This is a genomic window from Brumimicrobium sp. (genome assembly GCA_023957385.1).
Lineage (GTDB): Bacteria > Bacteroidota > Bacteroidia > Flavobacteriales_D > Crocinitomicaceae > Brumimicrobium.
This window is the reverse complement of the sequence record JAMLGZ010000001.1, coordinates 1-20,793: the sequence shown is the minus strand read 5'-3', so window position 1 is coordinate 20,793 and position 20,793 is coordinate 1. Positions and strand designations below refer to the sequence as shown.

Below are 20,793 nucleotides of genomic sequence, written 5' to 3'. Positions count from 1 at the left end.
TATTATTTATATTTACAATAAATAAAACGAAACGGAGTTGCGCCAAGTTGACAAATGGTTGTTAGAAGGGCGAGATGATGTTACGTGTATAAATAAGTTAGTGGCAAGTGTAAGAGAACACATCAACGAAAGACAGATTCTGATAGTTGAACTCCTAAAACAAATCGAAAATGCATAAATGGGTAAAAAATATTTTATTATTACTGAATATTGTAACAATTTCAGCATTATTATATTTCACTTTCACTAATTATTATTCGTGGAAAACATATTCTGTATGGCTAAATCCAAGTTATTCTGATTATGAAATTAGATTTGAAGTGAAAATACTATTAGCTCTCAATATCATCATTCCTACCATTTTAGCTTTTATAAAAAAGAAATATTTATGGCTAATCCAGCCAGTTATTATTCTTATTGCTTCAACAAACTACAAAAAAGATTTTTTTCAAAAAACAATTTTCATCAACCAACCTTCAAGTATTCAAAAAACCAATACTGATATAGAGGACCTCATTAAACACAGTGAAAATAAATTAGATTTAATAATTCAAAAGTTTAATAATGTAAATATCGACACAATTAACGTCCTTGAATTAAATAAACAAATAGAAAAAGAGTCCTTTTACATCAGCACTGTTTCTTTAGAAGGCAAAAAGATAAAATATTTAGAGATTGTACCTAAATCAAAAACTCAAGATTTTCACGAGTATCAACTATTGTATTATCCAAATACATACGATTTAAATAATTACGCAGTTAAACCAAGTAAATTTGGAGAAAATATATATGTTCTTCATTCTAATAATTTTTTCTATGGAAATAAGTGGATTATCCAAATTTATGGAATGACTTCAGGGTAAGAATCTTCTACATTAGACTATAAACGTACGTATGATAACACCAGCCACTAACAAGGGTTTTGCAAAATGGCGGGGTTAAGGCTAAATTGAAAGTCTGTGCTTCGTAATCCGCAAAAGCCAATTTTATTGGCTTTTTTCATAATTTAGCAAATAGAAATTGGCTTTTGCTACGTGTCGTCTAAATCGAAACTTTCCGCTTCGATTTCCCGCCACTTCGCAAAGCCCCAAAACGTGTGTGACTTGAACAATCAGCTGTCTGCTGATTGGTGCTTTAAAACAGATGAGAGTAGGTCTCTCAATGGCGATTTTCAGGAATAGCCATTAAACCACTTTGTGCTGCAAGATTAGGAAACGGTTTTGTGGTGAGCGACAAAGAAAAACGGAAGCAACGACTTCTGTAGGTGTGTGTATGTGAGTTGAACGAAAGTGAACCCAACGATGAAGCCTCGTAAGGGCAATAGACGATGTCAAAAATAGGTAGTTACGTTTGTACCTATGATAAGAGTGTACCGGACACCTGATTTACTGGGTACACGGCATCCGGGGTTAAGTGGGCAAGACGCATACATAGGCTGTTTTAAGGAACAAGTGAACTCTACATCGTTCTGTAAAATAGAAATAGGAAGCAGACAAGAGGGGATGTGCTTGAGATGTAGGGGGCAGACTTAGCCGTAGTAGTGTTGAAGTGTTTGTAATGAACATGGAGCGAAGGGCTAAGCATGTTAGGTTTCAAACGAATTTACAACCGTAAAAGGGATGATTAATTATTATGAAACAAAATCACAGCCAATAACCAGATTAATGGTTTGGCAAGCATACAAGGAGGTAAAATCCAATGCTGGAAGTGGTGGAATAGACAAAATGAGTTGGGAATATTTGCAGAAAAACGCAAGTACGGAACTTTATATGCTCTGGAACCGCCTAAGCTCAGGGAGTTATTTTCCGAAAGCTGTCAAACAAGTTGCTATACCAAAGAAAGGGGGAGGAGAACGATTACTCGGTATCCCGACGATTTTAGACCGTATAGCACAACAAGTAGTACGAAAACACTTGGAACGAATAGTAGAACCAAAATTTCATTCCAGTTCATTTGGTTACCGACCCAATCGGAACTGTCATCAAGCCGTTGAACAAGCATATACAAATTTATACAATCATGATTTTGCTATTGACTTAGACATCAAAGGTTTCTTTGACAACATCGACCACGAACTGATGATGAAAGCATTAAAACACTACTGTTCAGACAATTGGGTTTTGTTATATGTGGAAAGGTGGTTGAAAGCAGGAATTGTACAGAAAGAGGGAGATTTTAAACCAACCCTTTCAGGAACTCCACAAGGTGGCGTTATTAGTCCGCTTTTAGCAAACTTATTTCTACATGTAGTCTTCGATAAATGGATGGATAAGTTCCACCCTGAAAAGCCATTTGAAAGGTATGCAGATGATATTGTAGTGCATTGCAAAACCGAGAATCAAGCGCAATTCATGTTGCGCCAAATTAAAGAGCGCATGGAATCGTGTAAATTACAGTTGCATGAAGTCAAAAGTAAAATAGTCAATTTGAGAGGGTTTTCACAAACGAAATACTCCAAAGGGTTCGACTTTCTTGGCTTTACAATCCGTCCACGAGCCTACAAAACAAAAGGCACAGGAAAAGTGAAATCTATTCCATGTATCTGCGTAAGTCAGAAGTCGAAGACAAGCATCATGCGAAAGTTCAGGGAAATGAATTTACACAAGCGCAGAAAATCCTTGGAAGAAATCGCCAAGGAAATCAACCCCGTCATTCGTGGGATTATCAACTATTACCACAAGTTTTGGAAAGATGATATGCGAATGGTGTGGAATCAACTGAACGCACGACTACTGAAATGGACAAAATGGGAGAAAGACTTATTCAAGAAAGCCTCTGTGCGCTACTTGAAAACCAAGTACAAAGAAAACCCCAATTTATTTGCGCATTGGTTATTGGTATATCCGTAAAAAGTTATTACTTTTGATGTGATTTAGTAACATGAAGAGCCGTATGAAGGGAGACTTTCACGTACGGTTCCGTGAGAACGTAGGGGTGAAATTCCCTTACGTGACTCGATTAGCACCAATTGTATGACGACACACCACAAGACAAAAACCGACATTAAAAAATATAAAGACGAGATAAAGAGAAATGGCAAATAGCAACCTAACAAGTGCAAAGAATGCAAAGAACGATGAGTTTTACACTCAATATCACGATATTGAAAAGGAGATTAACTCATACTTGGAGTATGACCCAAATGTTTTTAAGGACAAGACAATTTTAATGCCTTGTGACGACCCTGAATGGAGCAACTTTACTAAGTTCTTTGCTCAAAATTTTGAACGCTTCGGACTTAAAAAACTAATAAGCACAAGCTACGCACCGGACAGCAAAAAATTCAAAAACAACTATCAACCTACACTTTTTGAAGTCAACGACCCACAGTTTGACGAGTATAAAACCAAGAAAAACGGTAAGATTTTCACTTTGACACGTGACAAATCAGGTGACGGAAAAATTGATGTAAATGATTTGGAGTGGTCTTACTTAAAAGGTGACGGAGATTTTAGAAGTGAAGAGATAAAAAAAATGAGAGACGAAGCAGACATAATTATTACAAACCCACCTTTTTCATTGTTTCGTGAATTTCTCTCTTGGATAATAGAAGCTGACAAACAATTTGTTTTAATCGGTAGTATGAATGCAATTACATACAAAGAAATATTTGCACTTCTAAAAGCCGACAAAATGTGGCTTGGTAATGGCTTCAAAGCTGGTAACGCATATTTTGCTTCACCTTTATCAAAAGATTATGCTGACGGAGTTTACGATAAAGAAACTGGCTTAGTCAAATTCAGAAATTGTTGCTGGTATACAAATTTAGACCACGGCAAAAGACACCAACCATTGGCACTTATGACAATGAAAGACAATTTGAAGTTCAGCAAACACAAAGACATAAAAGAAAACGGCTATCAAAATTATGACAACTACAACGCTATTGAAGTTTCATACACAGATGCAATACCAAGCGATTATGACGGAATTATGGGAGTTCCAATTAGTTTCTTAGACAAATATTCACCCGAACAATTTGAAATCGTAGGTAGTGACTATGAAGTTAAAGAAGGGAAACTACCTGAAATTGTAAATCCAAATTGGCAAGGTAAATTAGACAGGGGCTATATTAACGGCAACAGAATTTATAGCCGAATTTTAATAAGAAGAAAGAAATAATGAAAACAACTCTTAGAACAGACATAACAGTAAAAGCCATTTGCGATGGCTTTGTTTACAATGAACTTGAAGGCAAAGGTCTTTTTGGTTTATCAGGCAAACTGACAATTCAGCCCGAGTATCAACGTAATTACATTTATGCGGACGGCAAAAGAGATGTTGCAGTAATTGAAAGCATTTTAAAAGGTTATCCATTAGGACTAATCTATTTCAATACAGTAAGTGCCGACAAGTTTGAAGTTTTAGATGGTCAACAACGCATTACAAGTTTTGGCAGATTTGTAACTAACAAATTTGCAATCAAAGACGAGAACGGAATGGAACAATATTTTGGCGGTATTGCTAAGGACAAGCAAGAAAAAATATTGAACACAAAACTTTTAATTTACGAGTGCGAAGGAACTGAAAGCGAAATTAAAGAATGGTTCAGGACAATCAACATTGCTGGTGTTCCACTCAACAATCAAGAATTACTAAATGCAGTTTATTCTGGACCTTTTGTAACACTTGGAAAGGAAGAATTTAGCAACACTCAAAACGCCAATATTCAAAAATGGGGAGCTTACGTTTCAGGTAGTGCAAACAGACAAGAGTTCTTAGAAAGAGCACTTGACTGGGTAAGCAAAGGGAACATTGGCGACTATATGAGCAAACACCGTTTTGACACAAACATAAACGAGTTAAAAACTTATTTCAATAGCGTTATTGACTGGGTTTCTACTGTATTTACAGACGTAGAAACGGAAATGCGTGGACTTGAATGGGGACGACTTTATGAAACCTACAAAAAGAAACCATACAGCCCACAACAAGTTTCTGAACAAGTCAAAACGCTTTATGCCGACCCTTATGTAAAAAATCGTAAAGGGATTTTTGAGTATATACTTGGCGGTTCAACAGACACAAAACTTTTAGAAGTTCGGGTTTTTGACGAAGCGACTAAAAAATCAGTTTACGCTATTCAGACAGCAGAAGCAGAGAAAAAGAGTGTTTCAAATTGCCCATTATGTGCATTAGGACACGACAGCAATAAAACTAAAATTTGGAAACTTGCAGAAATGGACGCAGACCACGTTACAGCTTGGAGTAAAGGCGGTGCGACAGACACGAAAAATTGCCAAATGTTATGCAAGACACACAACAGAGCGAAAGGCAACAAATGACGACTACAAACAACAGAAAGACAAAACAACTGGTGCTAACAGCGGTTTGGCGTAATGGCGGGTGCAGTGCTTCGTATGACAGTTTTGTGGTAGGTTCAAGTGCAGTTCTTCGATTGAACTTTTGTGCTAAAAATCCGCCACTACGCCAAGCCGCAAACCGTTATGAGGGAATAGTCCACCACAGATAGGAACGTCCCCACGTTATTGTACGTGGATTTTTTATTTTTTTCAACATTTCATCCGTTTTGTAGTAAGTTATTAGCAGAAAATATTTTATCATTTTTCTGCTCTAAAATCTGTGCGGGTAAACCGTGCAAATATCTCTTTTAGAGTATTTGTGACGTTGACACGTCCACAGATTTTAGTTTAAATTAACGAAAATAAACTAGAAAGTCAATAGTTTACTAAAAATAAAAAGTACATCATTGATTATTTTTCTTGTTCTATCCTTCGTTAATTAATCACTTACCAAAACGGATGAAAGTTGTTTTTTTAATTGGTAAAATCCCCTACCGAGTTCAAACAGACTCCTATGTCAAACATAAGAGCAATTCGACCTCGGAACAATAGCGTGAGGTCGGCTGTATTTATTTCTGGGTGAACTACTACGTACAATTCAATAGATGGATTTCATTTTATCAAAGACTATAGAATTGTACTCCCCATAACTGGCTGTTTCGCACCATTCTGGATAAATCAAATCAATTATTATATATCCTAGGAAAATATTTATTACATTTATATTGAATTATCAAAAGGATCAGAACGGATGCGAAGCAGCCGCAACGTTACAAGCAAGCCTAATAAAAAAACAGCGACATGAGAATTGACAAGACGACATACAAAGACAAAGAAGAAAATCAAATCGGAATGACTGCCGACCACACCAGCCGACCCGATAAAGTTTTATTTTTTGCCGACCCACATTTTTTGTTTTTTAAGAGCCAATACACAAATGGCACATTTCCTTTTGCCCAACACACAAGACAACTCTATGCAAAAGTCAAAGAGCCATTACCCCAAAAAAACAGTTTTAATTTAATTCCAATAATAAATACAACGCGGTTGCCGAAAAGCGATAAGAGTAGGCATAATTTAAATTTTAGAAAAATGAAAAAAACAGTACAATTAGTAGCAGCCATTGTTGCTGCAAGCATCTTCAGCTCTTGCGGAGGTGGTGGAGATTCTATCTCCGAAGTTAAATTAATTCCAGTCAAAAGCGGAAAAGAATTTCAGTACATTGACAAGGAAGGTAAAATTGTTATTAATCCTCAATTTAAGAACGCCACTGTTTTTAGAGATGGACTGGCATTGGTTGAAACATCTGGAGATGAACCAAAGTTTGGTTTTATCACTGATGATGGTAAATATGCCATAAATGCTCAATACAAAGAAGCGACAGTTTTTAGTGATGGATTAGCTTGGGTTGTGAGCGAAAATGCCGCACCTGCTGCTATTGACAAAAAAGGCGAAATAAAATTTACACTTCAAGATGCTCAAGAAGTAAGACTTTTTAAAGATGGTCTAGCTGCATTCAGTATGGTAAATGAAGAAGGTGATGAAAAATGGGGGTTTGTAGATAAAACAGGGAAAGTTGTAATCAATCCACAATTCATATCAGTTTCAAATTTTAGTAATGGCAAATGTGGGGTAAGAAATGATGAAGGTAAGTGGGGGTTCATCGACAAAGAGGGAAAGATTGTCATCAACCATCAATTTGATGGAGCTGGCGACTTTCAAAATGGACAATGTGTTGTAGAATCCGGAAATAAGGCAGGTGTAATTGACAAAGACGGAAAATACATAATTAATCCGCAATTCTCAAGTATGCAAATAGACGGAGATTTATTTCATGTTGTTCAAGATGGTAAACACGGTTGGTGTGATAAAGATGGGAAATTAATTATTAACCCTCAGTTTGGAGAAGCATACCCTTTCAACGGCAACAAAATTACATCTGTTCAATCAGGTAAAAGTTACGGATATATTGACAGGGATGGTAAAATAGTTATAAACCCTCAATTTGATGTTGCACTTCCTTTCAATGGAAAACTTGCACTTGTTGTAAGCGCAAGTAAAATTGGTTTTATTGATAAAGAAGGAAAGTACGTAATAAATCCGCAGTTTGATGATGTTTCAAGAGACCTTGTTCAATATTTTTTAACAGGAGGATCTGAATATAGCAGTGCTAATACAGATTATTTTAATGTTGGTGCTATAACATCCGTTCTGAATTTTGATAGTCCTGAAGGATTTACGTTCAATTCTACTTTTGATGATGTAATGAAAAAGTATGAGTTACAAGAAAGAAAATTTGGAAAAAACAGTTCAGAACATGAAGTATTATCAAGCAAAAAAATAACTAACGATGCGAGTTATAGTTTCTATGTACTAGGTTCTGCGTACGACAAAATAACAGTAACTAAAGGATCTGGTTGGTACACCTACAAAGACACCGAGTATAAATTTAATGGAAAAAATGAACCTACTGGCTTTGCATATTCAATATCGTTGAGAGGTAAAGGATATGGTAAAGAGGAAGCTGTAATTTCCGCTATTGAAGGCAAACTAAGCGGATATAAAAAAGACGAGGACAAGAGTTCTAAAAATAAAAATGTTTACAGTGATGGTAAAAAAGAGATTATAATAGCAATGAATAGTGGAGATATAGTGATTGTAATAAGTGCCGCGACTTCGGAGCAGGATTTTGATGATATGTCTGAATATGAATCAGCAGAACAAGAAGAAGAATACGTTGACTAATGGCCAAGAGTATATTTCCGTTTATCAATAAGCTGCTATTATTTTAATAAACCCAACTCACAACCAAACGCTAACAAGTTTGGTTGTGAGTTATTAAAAACATCAATACGAAGTCAAATATTTTTGAAATTACGAATCTTATTATAGTTATGACTAAAAAATATTTTTGCATTTTATCCTTTTTCTTATTTGGCATTTTATCTTCAAATGCCCAATCAAATGCATTCCTTAAACATATAGATAAGCTAGAGTTCGCAAAGGCAGAAAAAAAATTGTCTAAGAAGTATGAGAAAGAAAAAGATGATATTGAGTTAAATTATGCATATGCAAAACTATATAACTCTAAAGAATACAAGGGTTATAATCCTTACAAAGCCAATGATTATATTGTAATCGCTATAAAGGTATTAAATGATTTAGGTAATGAAGAAAAAGTAAAATACAGCAAAAAGGGATACACAATAGAAAGCTTATCGAAAATTAAAGAAGAATGTTATAATCTGGCTTATAATGATTGTAAGGATAAAAATACAATAGATTGTTTTAAAAATTACATTCTTTACTTTACCAATGCCCCAGAATGGAAAATAAAAGCCCAAAGAAAAATTTATGAAATTGCTTTTAATGAAGCAGAAAAAATAAACACAACTGATTCATATCAAAAGTTTATAAATGACTTCAATTCACATAGAGTGATTAATAATTCACAAGCAGATGATCTGTTAAAATCTGCGTTGAGTAACATATATATATTAGAATTCGCGAAGTCAAAAGAACTTAATTCAGTTCGCTCCTTTCAAGAATATATTGATAAGTATCCTAAATCGCACCTTTTTAATGATGCAATATCATTGAGAAATAAGTTAGCTTTCTTAGAAGCAACAAAAATTAATTCAATTGATTCATATCAGGATTTTATAAATAAATACCCTGAGGCAGTTGAAAAAAAAGAAGCTATTCAAAAACGTGATGAATTAGCTTTTAATGATGCAAAAAAAATGAATAATTCAGATGCATTCAAAATGTTTATTTTAAAATACCCCAACAGTTCTTTTCTTTCTGAAGCCATAATTAAGTTTGATAATTTGCTGTTTCAAGATGTTGTAAAAACTAATAGCATAAAAGATTATTGGGCTGCTATAAAAGAGCATCCTAACAATAAGAATCTTAAAAACATACAAGATTCTTTACTTACGATAATTAAAAATGAAGGTTTAATAACTGAAATGGATCGTTTTATTGAAGAAATTGGAATTAAAGGTTTTGAGAAAAATATAGATGAATATTTTGATGTTTTATTTCAGGATGGGGATATAAATACATACAAAAAAATGTATAATAAGCACTTGAAAATATTTTCAGCAACTTATAAAAGTAAAATTGAAAATGAATTTGAGAGTTTAAAAAAACTAGATGATTTGAACATAGATATTGGAGTTAGGCAATTTAATACAGTACTATATGAGAATTTTATTAAGAATAATGCACCAAAAGAAATAGCATTCGTCTGTGTTCAGAAACTTGCCGAGCGTTTTATTATTCATAGAGATTGGTCTAATGCATCAAGTATTTATAAAAAATACAAACCCTATTTTCCCGAAATGGCATTACGTTTTGATAAGATAATTGGTGTTCTTGAAAAAAATGAGAAGCAAATAATTTTCGAATCCCTTACTCAAGTAAATTCAGAGTTTGATGATTATAGCCCAGTTATATCTTATGATTCGAAAAAATTATACTTTTGCTCAAAAGGACGCCCTGATGGTTTAGGCGGTGAAGATATTTATACTGCTGATTGGATAAATGATAAATGGTCATCTCCGGAATTATTAGCCGATTTAAGTACAGCTGATGGGAATGAGGCACCAATGGCTATTTCTGCTGATGGAAATATACTTTTACTTTGGCGTAATGATAATGGTGGTGATATATACTACAGCTTAAAAACACGGTATGGTTGGAGCAACCCAGTAGCATTTCCTTATCCTATCAATTCAGAATATTATGAAGGTGACGCTTCCTTTACTGCCGATGGAAAAGGGTTACTATTTACATCTTCAAGACCCGGTGGACTCAATGTGAATTCTATCAATCAAGGGCTGTATCGTGGGGATAATGAGTACCCAACAGATATATATATATCTGAAAAGCTTGATGGGAATAAATGGTCTAATCCTATTAATTTAGGAAATCAAATCAATACCCCATATACTGAACGATCTCCATTTCTGCATCCAGATGGCAGAACATTATATTTTAGTTCTGATGGTCATTATGGTATTGGTAGTACAGATGTATTTATGACCCAACGCTTAAACGACTCGTCATGGACTCATTGGGCAACTCCAATAAATATGGGAAAGAATATTAATACGGTTAATAAAGACTGGGGTTTTAAATTTTCCACAGATGGAGAATATGCATTTTATTCGGCAAACAAAAAAAAGATGGAGTTATCAAGCCTTGTCTTAGTTTTAGATATTTCAGGGAGCATGAGTGGCTCACGCATGGATGCTTTAAAGGTTGCTGCTTTAGAAACTTGCAAAACAGCTATTCAAAATTATTCTGAAGTAGCAATACTTACTTTTCCTGGTTATAATAACTCACTAATCTTTGATAGAATTGATTTTACTGAAGATTATAATCAATTAGAGAAATTTATATTGAATTTACGAGACTATGGACAAACTCCAATGTATGAAGCCATTTTGGAGGCAAACAAATATATGTCAGCAAATAAAAATAGAGCATCCAAAAATCAAATGGTAATATTAATGTCTGATGGGGATGCAAATGGTAATATGTCATTTGATATGTTTTTAAAAACTATTTCTCAACTAGGGATTAGTAAAATACCTCATCAATGTATAGCATTAGAAGTAAATGAATATTCTCAGGCATACAGTGATCTCGCACAAATAGCATCATTATCAGGTGGAAATTTTTATCACTCAAAGTCATCTAATGATTTGAAAAATGCTTTTGCAGAAGCAACAACATCTCTATACGACATAACATTAGCAAAAGGGACAGGGAAAGATATTTTTTCATTCAAAATCCCAGATTATCTTAAACCAGATTATGTTGCCACAATATCAGGTAAGTTAGTTGATAAAAGCAACAAGCCTATTAGTGCAATGATTTCTTGGGAAGATTTGGAAGCTAATAAAATTATAGGCGAATCAAATTCTAACCCTATTGATGGCAGTTTCTATTTCATTTTACCCTTAGGTAAAATTTATGGTTATTATATAGATAACAATGAACTATTCCCAATTTCAAATAACATAGATTTGAGAAAAGAGACAAAAGCAACATCAATTGAACAGAATATTGATGTGGTTACATTTAAAGAAATGATTGAACAGGGAACAGCTGTTCCCATCAATAACTTGTTTTTTAATTTTGGCGCAGCTGGTTTATTAGATGAATCCTTACCTGAATTAAGAAGAGTAGCAAATATTATTATTAAAAACGAATTGAAAGTAGAAATATCTGGTCATACTGATGACATAGGCACTGAAAAACAAAATCAAATATTATCCGAAACTAGAGCAAATAATGTAAAAGACTACCTTATAAATCAAGGATGTGATCCTGCAATTTTTACAATTATTGGATATGGAGCGACCAGAAATATTGAAGATAATTCCACTGATGAAGGAAGAAAGAAAAATAGACGAGTTGAATTAAGATTTTTAAAATAGTAACTAAAGTGATTTCTCCAATCAAAGCATACACATTTGCAAGCTGCACAAGCCCATACACAAACCAAAGCTTGCAAAAGAGTATGCTTTCCACGTCCTTGAGAAAAAACAAAAAATCTTCCCCATTAAACAAAAATAAAACTTTGCCGAAACGCAACCCGGCAGGCGAAAGCAGAATGACAGAACTGATTGATAATAATAAAGGTAAGTCGCTTGAAAAGAAAGAAGGCCAGCTTGTAACAGCAAATAAGCTCAAGCAGGGTTTACGTGCTTCGTTAGACAGGAAAGTGCTAAATTTGAAGTTCAGTTCTTCGTGGCAAGTTCAGTGGTTAAACTCCCTGCCTGCGCCTATTTGCCGAACGTTACCCAACATTACGCAAACACTCGTAAACGGGGATAAATAAACAGTTTGGCATGAGAACATTACATAAATATAAAGCTATTTTTAAAGTGATGATATTCCTCATCATCTATCATAAAAACTTTGTATTTAGTTTTAAAACCACCTTGACTTTTCTTCCTTTTTAACGAATAAAAATTAGAATTACTTAGAAAAATAACTTAAATTGACATGAAAATGAAAAATAAATATAAAATAATGCTAACGCTAGCAGGGATGTTTTTCCTTGCTGGAACTCCTTATGCACAAAAAACATATGTGAATAAGGATTGGGATAATTCAACTGGAAAAGTTGGTAATATCCACAGAACTGTATCAGCAGTTGATAGTTTTGGTAATTTAATTGTGGTTGGAAACACGATGAACCAATCAAGCAACTCTGATGTTTTAATTACTAAATACAACCCCCATGGACAAGTTTTATGGGAGAAAACCTATGATGGTTCTGGTAGTGGTAATGATTATGGAGTGCAGCTTAAAATCAATGCTTCAAATGAAATTTTCGTTGCTTCTGCCATTGAAGAACAAAGTAGTATGGATTTTGGGCTTCTCAAGTACTCTCCTAGCGGTAATCTTTTATGGGCAAGTTCATGGGATGGACCAGCAAACGGTATGGATATTCCTGCTGACTTAGACATAGACCAAGAAGGAAGTATTTATCTAGTAGGTGGTACAGAATCTTTAAATACCTTTTCAGATTATGCTATTGTAAAGTTTGATGCGAACGGAGGCTATTTATGGCACAATACTTATGATTATGCAAATCTGCATGATGCGGCGACAAGTATAGCTATTCATTCCAATAACATTGTTGTTTCTGGCGCGTCTGCTTCTGCCTTCAACAGTTGGGATTATGCTACCCTAATTATGGATAAATCGGATGGTACAATCAATGATGTTAAAAGGACTGTTGTTTCAGGTGTTGGTTTAGACAATGTTGTAGCTGTAACATCTGATGCAAATAACAACACCTACATTACAGGTTATGTTGAAATTAACGGCAATCGAAACATTCAAACTTTAAAAATCAATGGAAACTTTGATTTAGAATGGGTTAAAAATTTTGATGGTGGTCTAGAAGATGTTGGTAGAGCCATTGGTGTTGACGACTTCGGAAATGTTTACATTACAGGAACGAAAGAAAACTCTAATGGAGGAAAGGATTATATAACTATTAAATATTCCTCCGATGGAACAGAACTTTGGCAAAGAGAATTCGGTTCATCAGGTAGCGATAATATCGCAACGGCTGAACACTTAGCAATTACAAACCAAGGAGATGTTATTGTAACAGGGACTCTAAAAGATGAAAATGACACAAAAGAGTTTGCAACTATCAAATATACAACTGATGGAGATGTAAAATTCGTTCAAAAATTTGATGCTGGAAGTCAAGAGAATGAGGCAAAATCTGTAACAGTTAGAGGGGATGATATTTTTGTTTCCGGAATTTCTAAAATAAATGGTGTTGACAAAAACGCCACTGTAAAATATTCTTCAACAAATCGAGTTGTCGAACCAAGAATAGTAAACGGTGTGGAATCACATGCTAAAGGGGAAATAATTGTTCGCTTTGATGAATCTGCTATCATTCACGATGCTGTAAATAGAAGAGGGTTTAATTATGGAACGTTAAGCGATTTTGTTCAACCTAATGTAATTAATGATTTACAAAATGTTTATCCAGAAATTCCATGGGGAAGAGCAAAAACCTATAAAATATTTAGACACTTTACAACTGCTGATAGCGTATTTGTAAATAGATTAGGTGATGAGGTGAAAATTGAGCCGTTTTGGGCTATTTTACTGATAGATGTTGGTAAAGAAGATGAAGTGAATGTATGTAATGTATTAAACACAGGACAACCACTTTTCCCTTCAATTAAATATGCACATACCAACGGTTTTGTTGAATTATTGGTAGACGACCCTTATTTTTCTTCCCAACATTCTTTAGTTTCTGCTACATATCCAAATGGACATATTAATATTGAACCGGCATGGGAAATTGAGACTGGTTCTGATAAGATAAAAGTAGGAGTAATAGATTCTGGAGTTAAATGGGATCATGATGATTTTGGTGGTTTTTTCAATGGTTCAGCTTCCAAAATTAAAGGAGGTTATGATTATGAAATAGATCAAAGTTTGGAATACACGTCCAATCATGGTGACCCAATAGTAGGAGGAAATGGAAATGGACACGGTACAAAGGTGGCTGGAATTATTGGGGCATTAAGAAACAACAATGATGGAATATCTGGTATCGCTGGTGGAAATTGGCCTTATGAAAACGTTATTCCTGGGGACGGCACACAGCCAGACCCTAACCCAGTGGAACACAATATAGGCGTTTCAATACATGGATTTAGAGCCATTGAAATCGGGCTAACAGCAACAGAAGTAACCGAAGCAATGCTAGATGCTTCTACATGGACATCACTTTATCCTCAATCTATGGATATTATCAATAATAGTTGGAAAAGAAATGTACCATACTCAGAAGAAGTACCCATTATAACTACCCAAAACATGTATAAAGATGCACAGCGACAGATCTTTAGAAATGGTGTAATAAATGTTTGTTCAAGAGGGAACGAAAAGAATCAAAAGGAATACTTCCCAGCTTATGCAGAACGCGAAGAATGGGTTTTAAGTATTGGTGGAACTGATAAAAACGGATATAAACATTCAAACTCATCATATGGAGGTGATGTTGACATTGTTGCACCCTATGATTCTGATATAATCTATACAATCAACAATAATTCTACAAACTCACATGGTTCTTTTGATGGTACTTCAGCAGCTGCTGCTCATGTTTCTGGTGTTGCGGCTCTTATGCTTAGTCATATTGACTGGCAACCTTCGACTCCTAATAACCTTGCACCTGATGATGTGGAGTTTTTGCTACAACGATATGCAAATGACCGAGACTTTGCAACATATGGAAGTAATTATTCTGATGGCTATGACGATTACTCAGGTTGGGGACTTTTAGACGCTGGAGCTGTAATGCAAAAAATAGATAGAACAGAATACATTGTTAAGCATGTCAAAAAAGAGTTACCGATTCCAGCTAATCTTAGTAATGTTCCAAAAGTTACTGGGGATTTCTTTTTCAGTAATAATGATTTAGCCCATGGGAAATATCATGGAACTATTTATGAAATTTCTTATACTTTAGATAACAACTTAAATGGTGGAGATATCATTTTGGACTATTGGCCATTAAATAGTTATACAACTCTCCTAGATAATCAAATTAGCCCAACTCCGACTTATATAGACCGAGAAAACGCTAATTACATTACAAGTATGAGCAATAATTCTGGTGATGTGAAGGGAACAATTATACACTTAACACAAAAGCCTAATGGAGATCCAATTGACTATTGGTATCCAGCTAGTCCAGGTAACCTTGTACGAGTAGGTTATACTTTGCATTTAGAGTCGGATTATGCTGGAGTTGATGAAGAGGATGAGCAAATATTTAATTTGTCTTGTTATCCAAATCCATCATCAAATAATGTTACAATTAACTTTGTACTTTCTGAAAATTCTGATGTTCAATTGGAAATATTCGACATTAATGGAAGACTTGTATATAATAGAGATAAATCGAACTTCACTATTGGCGCACATTCAATCAACATTAATTCAACACCTTGGTCAAAAGGTATGTATTTCATAAAACTTAAAGCAAATGAAACAGGTAAGACAATTAAGTTTGTTAAGCAGTAGTTTGTGTTTGGTTCTTATCCTTTTTGCTTCTTGCAAAAAGGATAAGATTCCGAATATGGCTGTTAACAATGGGAACAACGAAACTATCCCCTGTGAAGATTTTAACTGGGGAGAAGGGAATATCACTTTAGATGAATATTACGGAGACACCACATATTCACAACCTTGTTTTAGTCCTTTTACTGATGATGAGTTTGTCTATATTAGAGGAGGTGTTGCAAGTTCAGCTGAACTGGTAAAACACATAATATCAACTGGTGAAGATATTGTTTTATGTAACGCCAATGAAACTATAGGATTAGGAATTAGCCAACCTGATTGGGGAAGGCAAGGGAAGATTGTATTTAATGTTGGGACAGGAAGTTCAGGGATTGGATATATAATTAATGATGATGGAAGTGATTTGCACCAATTTTTACCCTCAAATGTGAATTTTTCACAACCTAAATTTGATAATGAAGGCAAAGAAATATTTGCTTTAGGTTCTTACTATAATAGTGAGTCAAATATTCTTAGTCCTATTTATGATTTAAATGCAAACATAGTAGATTCATTTATCTGTTATTTTAACGGTACAATTGGAATAGGAAGTCCAGCTTGTTTTGATGGAAAAATAAAAAATGGCCTCTTTGCTTTCGCTGACTTAACTCAAACGCCAGCAGAAAAAGGTTTAGGTTATATTATTTCAGATACAATTTTTAGTCCAATAATCTCTACAAATAACCCAGATGGATATGCACTTACAGATGTAGATAAATATCAAAATTATATATATTATGTTATTTATGGTTTAGGCTTCTATCAGTATAATGAATTAACAGGGTCGACAAAACTTTTACAAGAAATGTGTCAAACTCGAGAAATATTAAACATCAGTGTTTCTCAAATTTCGGGAAATATTTTAATAGAGGAAATACATAATTCAAAATTAAGTGAATCTGGGGGGGTACTAATACAGCCAAATATTTATTTATTAAATCCAAATACAATGAAAAAAACACCGATTTTGGTTAAGAAATAACTTAAAACAAAGTCAAAAGGTATGTATTTTATAAAACTTAAAGCAAATGAAACAGGTAAGACAATTAAGTTTGTTAAGCAGTAGTTTGTGTTTGGTTCTTATCCTTTTTGCTTCTTGTAAAAAGGATAAGATTCCAAGTATTACTGATAACAATGGAAACAACGAAACTACTCCCTGTGAAGATTTTAACTGGGGTGAGGGCAATATCACTTTAGATGAATATTACGGAGACACCACGTATTCACAACCTTGTTTTAGTCCTTTTAGTGATGATGAATTTGTCTATATTAGAGGAGGTGTTGCAAGTTCAGAGGAATTAGTTAAACACATAATATCAACTGGTGAAAATATCGTTTTATGTAATGCTAATGAAACTATAGGATTAGGTATAAGTTTGCCTGACTGGGGAAAGCAAGGGAAAATTGTATTTAATGTTGGAACGGGAAGTTCAGGAGTTGGATATATAATTAATGATAATGGTACTGGGTTACATCAATTCTTACCTTCAAATATACATTTCTATGAACCGAAATTTAATGGTGCAGGAACTAAAATATTAGCAACTGGTCCAGCCTATAATAATCAAAGACCTATTTATAACTTAGATGCTGATATTGTTGACTCAATTCCTTATTATTTTAATAGTTCTGTTGGAGTAGGTAGTCCAGCGTTTTTTGGAGGGGAATTCATTGAGGGGCTTTTCTCTTTTGCAGATTTAACACAAACACCGGTCAATAGAGGGATAGGCTATATTATTTCAAATACAACTTTTAATCCTATAATATCTGTTAACAACCCAGATGGATATGCACTTACAGATGTAGATAAATATCAAAATTATATATATTATGTTATTTATGGATTAGGCTTCTATCAGTATAATGAATTAACTGGGACTACAAAACTTTTACAAGAAATGTGTCAAACTCGAAAAATATTAAACATCAGTGTTTCTCAGATTTCGGGAAATATTTTAATAGAGGAAATACATAATTCAAAATTAAGTGAATCTGGGGGGGTACTAATACAACCAAATATTTATTTATTAAATCCAAATACTATGGAAAAAACACCGATACTTGTTAAAAAGTAACGTTGGGTAACATGTGGCTCAGAGAAATGGCAAATAAATGCTTCGTTTTGAAGATTACTGTAAGAAAGAAATTTACGCTTCGTTCTTGGGTTTACTCTAAAAACCGTCACTTCTCTGAGCCACTGACCGTTATGCACAAGCTAAAAGAACACCCAACAACAAGCAATGATGAAAACTAAAGTCATATTATTTATTTTATTTCTCCTCTATTTTAATAAAGGATTTACGCAAGAATCTCTTATTATGTACATATATGCAACTAATGGAACAGAGAAAACATATCCTTTCTTAATAGACCCTTTTTATGACCAAATTACCTATGGAAAAAATGAAAGAAACACAACTTTTTTCAATTTAAAAGGACCTGTAAAAATCGTAAATACAACAAGCTATTATCTTAATGCTGACACGATTAATGGAATTGAAAGTGCCGTAGAGCAAAAATTTAACAGCAATTTACAACTTGTGTATTTTAAACATACGACTTGTGACCTTTGTTGGACGATTGAAGATTACACTTATAAAAATGGAAAACTTTTAGAACGAAAAACCGAAAATAGGCAATATTCAGACAGTTCAAGAACAAATTACCAATACAATGATTTAGGTTATCTTATTGGAAAGGAAGATTATTTCATAGGGAAGTATTCCCATGAAAATGAAGTATATCATTACAAAACGAAATTTACTTATAATGATTCATTTACTTCCGTCCAATATAAATACTACCCTATTACGAAACTTTATGATGATATGAAAGGTGGTAAAGTAGAATTCCACTTTGACAAGAAAGGAAATTACAAATATCCAAATACGGTTACAACCTATGATTCTCTGAATAGACCGGTTTTTTATCACCTCCAAAATATTTGTGCCACTGCAAATTCATGCTTAAATATTATGGTATCAACTTCATTTGATTCAAAAGGCAATATCACTGAGCAAAACGTGCAAGACTTTACTATTCGCAATTCTAATTGGTCGTTTAGCAAACACTTTAAAGCAGGATATGATGAGAATAACCTATTAATTTGGAAAGAATTTTACTTTGAATCTGCTATTTTTGAACAAACTGAAGCCATCAATAATCCTTATCGTGAGATATATGAATATACTTTTGATATTCACGGTAATTGGACAACTTTAAAAATATATTATCAAAACAAATTAAATAAACTAATTGAACGAAAAATAGAATATTACAATGCCGAAGAATGATAGCCTGTGCATAACAGCACCTACCCAAAAGTGGCGGTTCAGTGGTTAAATCAAGCTTTGTGCTTCTATCAAAGTTTTGTGCTTGGTTGACAGTGAAGTGCTTCAAAATCGCCACCTTCGGGTAGCCGCCAACCGTTAGTGGCAAGGCTATGACGACACAACCCGACAGACAAATCGGGTTCTTTTTGATGTTTCGTATTTTAGTAGTTGCTTAAATAAGCAAATTGACTACCTTTGTACTATGGACAACAATTCTTGCATACGACAACAAGCGGACATTAAACAAATAAATCGCTGTAAAGACAGAGTTTCAGAACTCAACGGCTCATTTGACTATTTATCAAACGGACTTGAATTGGCAGGAAACAACGTAAGACTGAAAATTCTCTTTCTGATCTATGAAGAAAAACGACTTTGTGTTTGTGATATAAGCGATATTCTTGGTATGACAATTTCAGCGGTTTCACAACACTTGCGAAAACTCAAAGACAGAAAACTCATTGAAACAGAAAGAGAAGCTCAAACCATTTTTTACTCATTAACAAAAGAGTATGAAAAAATGCTGAAACCGTTTTTCAAAATACTTGACGAAAACAAAATTTTGGAAACATTATGAAAACAGACAACAAACTAATTGGAGCAGGACTTTTAACAGCAATTGCAGCTTCATTGTGTTGCATTACACCTGTTTTGGCTCTCATTGCAGGAACAAGCGGACTTGCCTCAACTTTTTCTTGGCTTGAACCTTTCCGACCGTATTTTATCGGAATGACAATTTTAGTGCTTGGTTTTGCTTGGTATCAAAAGTTGAAACCAAAAAAGCAAATTGACTGCAACTGTGAGACAGAAGAAAAACCAAAATTCATTCAGTCAAAAATGTTTTTAGGAATAGTAACGGGATTTGCCATCGTTATGCTTGCTTTTCCATACTATTCAAGTGTTTTTTACTCAAAGGCTGAAAAGCAAATCATAGTAGTGGACAAATCCAATATTAAAAAAGTAGAATTTACGATTAGCGGTATGACTTGTGAAAGTTGTGGCGAACACGTAAATCACGAAGTAAATAAATTGACAGGAATAATAAGTTCAAACGCATCTTACGAAAATGGAAATGCAATCGTAGAATTTGACAACTCAAAAACAAACATTTCTGAAATCGAAAAAGCAATAAACTCAACAGGATATTCTGTAGCTGACAAAAAAGAAAATTAAAATGGAAATCAAATTACAATCAACAATAACTTGTCCCAACTGCGGACACAAGAAAGAAGAAACAATGCCGACAGACGCTTGTCAATATTTTTACGAATGTGAAAAATGTAAACAAGTTCTAAAACCAAAACAAGGCGACTGCTGTGTTTATTGTAGTTACGGAAGTGTTGCTTGTCCACCAATTCAGCAGGACAAAAAATGTTGCTAACAGACGAAAAACAAAGAAGCCCAGCCACTAACAGCGGTTTGGCAAAAGTGGCGGTTCAGTTCTTCGTATGACAGTTTATCGTAAATTTGAAGAGTGTGCTTCGTATGAACATTTGTGGTAAAATCGCCACCTTCGCCAAGCCGCG

General features: G+C 34.2%; 14 protein-coding genes. All 14 read left to right on the top strand.

The features are described 5' to 3' along the window. Positions 1-170 precede the first annotated feature (170 nt). Positions 171-863, top strand: a complete 693-nt coding sequence (locus M9897_00070; GenBank protein ID MCO5267276.1) for a hypothetical protein — start codon at positions 171-173, stop codon at positions 861-863. A gap of 756 nt (positions 864-1,619) precedes the next feature. Then, positions 1,620-2,849 carry a group II intron reverse transcriptase/maturase gene (gene ltrA, locus M9897_00065; protein ID MCO5267275.1) on the top strand — a complete coding sequence of 410 codons (1,230 nt, stop codon included), beginning with the start codon at positions 1,620-1,622 and terminating at the stop codon, positions 2,847-2,849. A 184-nt stretch (positions 2,850-3,033) separates the two neighbouring features. Next, a complete protein-coding gene (locus tag M9897_00060; protein ID MCO5267274.1) occupies positions 3,034-4,122 on the top strand; it encodes an adenine-specific methyltransferase EcoRI family protein in 1,089 nt (362 codons plus the stop codon). Further along, positions 4,122-5,285 carry a DUF262 domain-containing protein gene (locus tag M9897_00055; protein ID MCO5267273.1) on the top strand — a complete coding sequence of 388 codons (1,164 nt, stop codon included), beginning with the start codon at positions 4,122-4,124 and terminating at the stop codon, positions 5,283-5,285. Before M9897_00060 ends, M9897_00055 begins: the two co-directional genes overlap by 1 nt. 1,110 nt (positions 5,286-6,395) lie before the next feature. Continuing rightward, complete coding sequence (locus M9897_00050; protein MCO5267272.1) at positions 6,396-8,048, top strand: WG repeat-containing protein; 1,653 nt, start codon at positions 6,396-6,398, stop codon at positions 8,046-8,048. 149 nt (positions 8,049-8,197) lie between these two features. Then, the gene (locus M9897_00045; protein ID MCO5267271.1) at positions 8,198-11,755 is read left to right on the top strand and encodes an OmpA family protein; all 3,558 of its coding nucleotides are present in this window, start codon (positions 8,198-8,200) and stop codon (positions 11,753-11,755) included. An 8-nt stretch (positions 11,756-11,763) separates the two neighbouring features. Next, positions 11,764-12,159, top strand: a complete 396-nt coding sequence (locus M9897_00040; GenBank protein MCO5267270.1) for a hypothetical protein — start codon at positions 11,764-11,766, stop codon at positions 12,157-12,159. Between the two features lie 173 nt (positions 12,160-12,332). Further along, positions 12,333-15,896 (top strand): S8 family serine peptidase, encoded by a 3,564-nt coding sequence (locus M9897_00035; GenBank protein MCO5267269.1) that lies wholly within the window; start codon positions 12,333-12,335, stop codon positions 15,894-15,896. Further along, positions 15,859-16,917, top strand: coding sequence for a hypothetical protein (locus M9897_00030; protein ID MCO5267268.1), 1,059 nt, complete (start codon positions 15,859-15,861; stop codon positions 16,915-16,917). The genes M9897_00035 and M9897_00030 overlap by 38 nt, the downstream gene beginning before the upstream one ends. 46 nt (positions 16,918-16,963) lie before the next feature. Then, positions 16,964-18,010, top strand: a complete 1,047-nt coding sequence (locus M9897_00025; GenBank protein MCO5267267.1) for a hypothetical protein — start codon at positions 16,964-16,966, stop codon at positions 18,008-18,010. 168 nt (positions 18,011-18,178) lie between these two features. After that, complete coding sequence (locus M9897_00020; GenBank protein ID MCO5267266.1) at positions 18,179-19,228, top strand: hypothetical protein; 1,050 nt, start codon at positions 18,179-18,181, stop codon at positions 19,226-19,228. A gap of 241 nt (positions 19,229-19,469) precedes the next feature. Then, positions 19,470-19,844 (top strand): metalloregulator ArsR/SmtB family transcription factor, encoded by a 375-nt coding sequence (locus M9897_00015; protein MCO5267265.1) that lies wholly within the window; start codon positions 19,470-19,472, stop codon positions 19,842-19,844. Next, positions 19,841-20,440 (top strand): mercuric transport protein MerTP, encoded by a 600-nt coding sequence (gene merTP, locus M9897_00010; GenBank protein MCO5267264.1) that lies wholly within the window; start codon positions 19,841-19,843, stop codon positions 20,438-20,440. The genes M9897_00015 and merTP overlap by 4 nt, the downstream gene beginning before the upstream one ends. A 1-nt stretch (position 20,441) precedes the next feature. Continuing rightward, on the top strand, positions 20,442-20,648 hold the full coding sequence (locus tag M9897_00005; GenBank protein MCO5267263.1) for a hypothetical protein: 207 nt from the start codon (positions 20,442-20,444) through the stop codon (positions 20,646-20,648). The last annotated feature ends 145 nt before the right edge of the window (positions 20,649-20,793 follow it).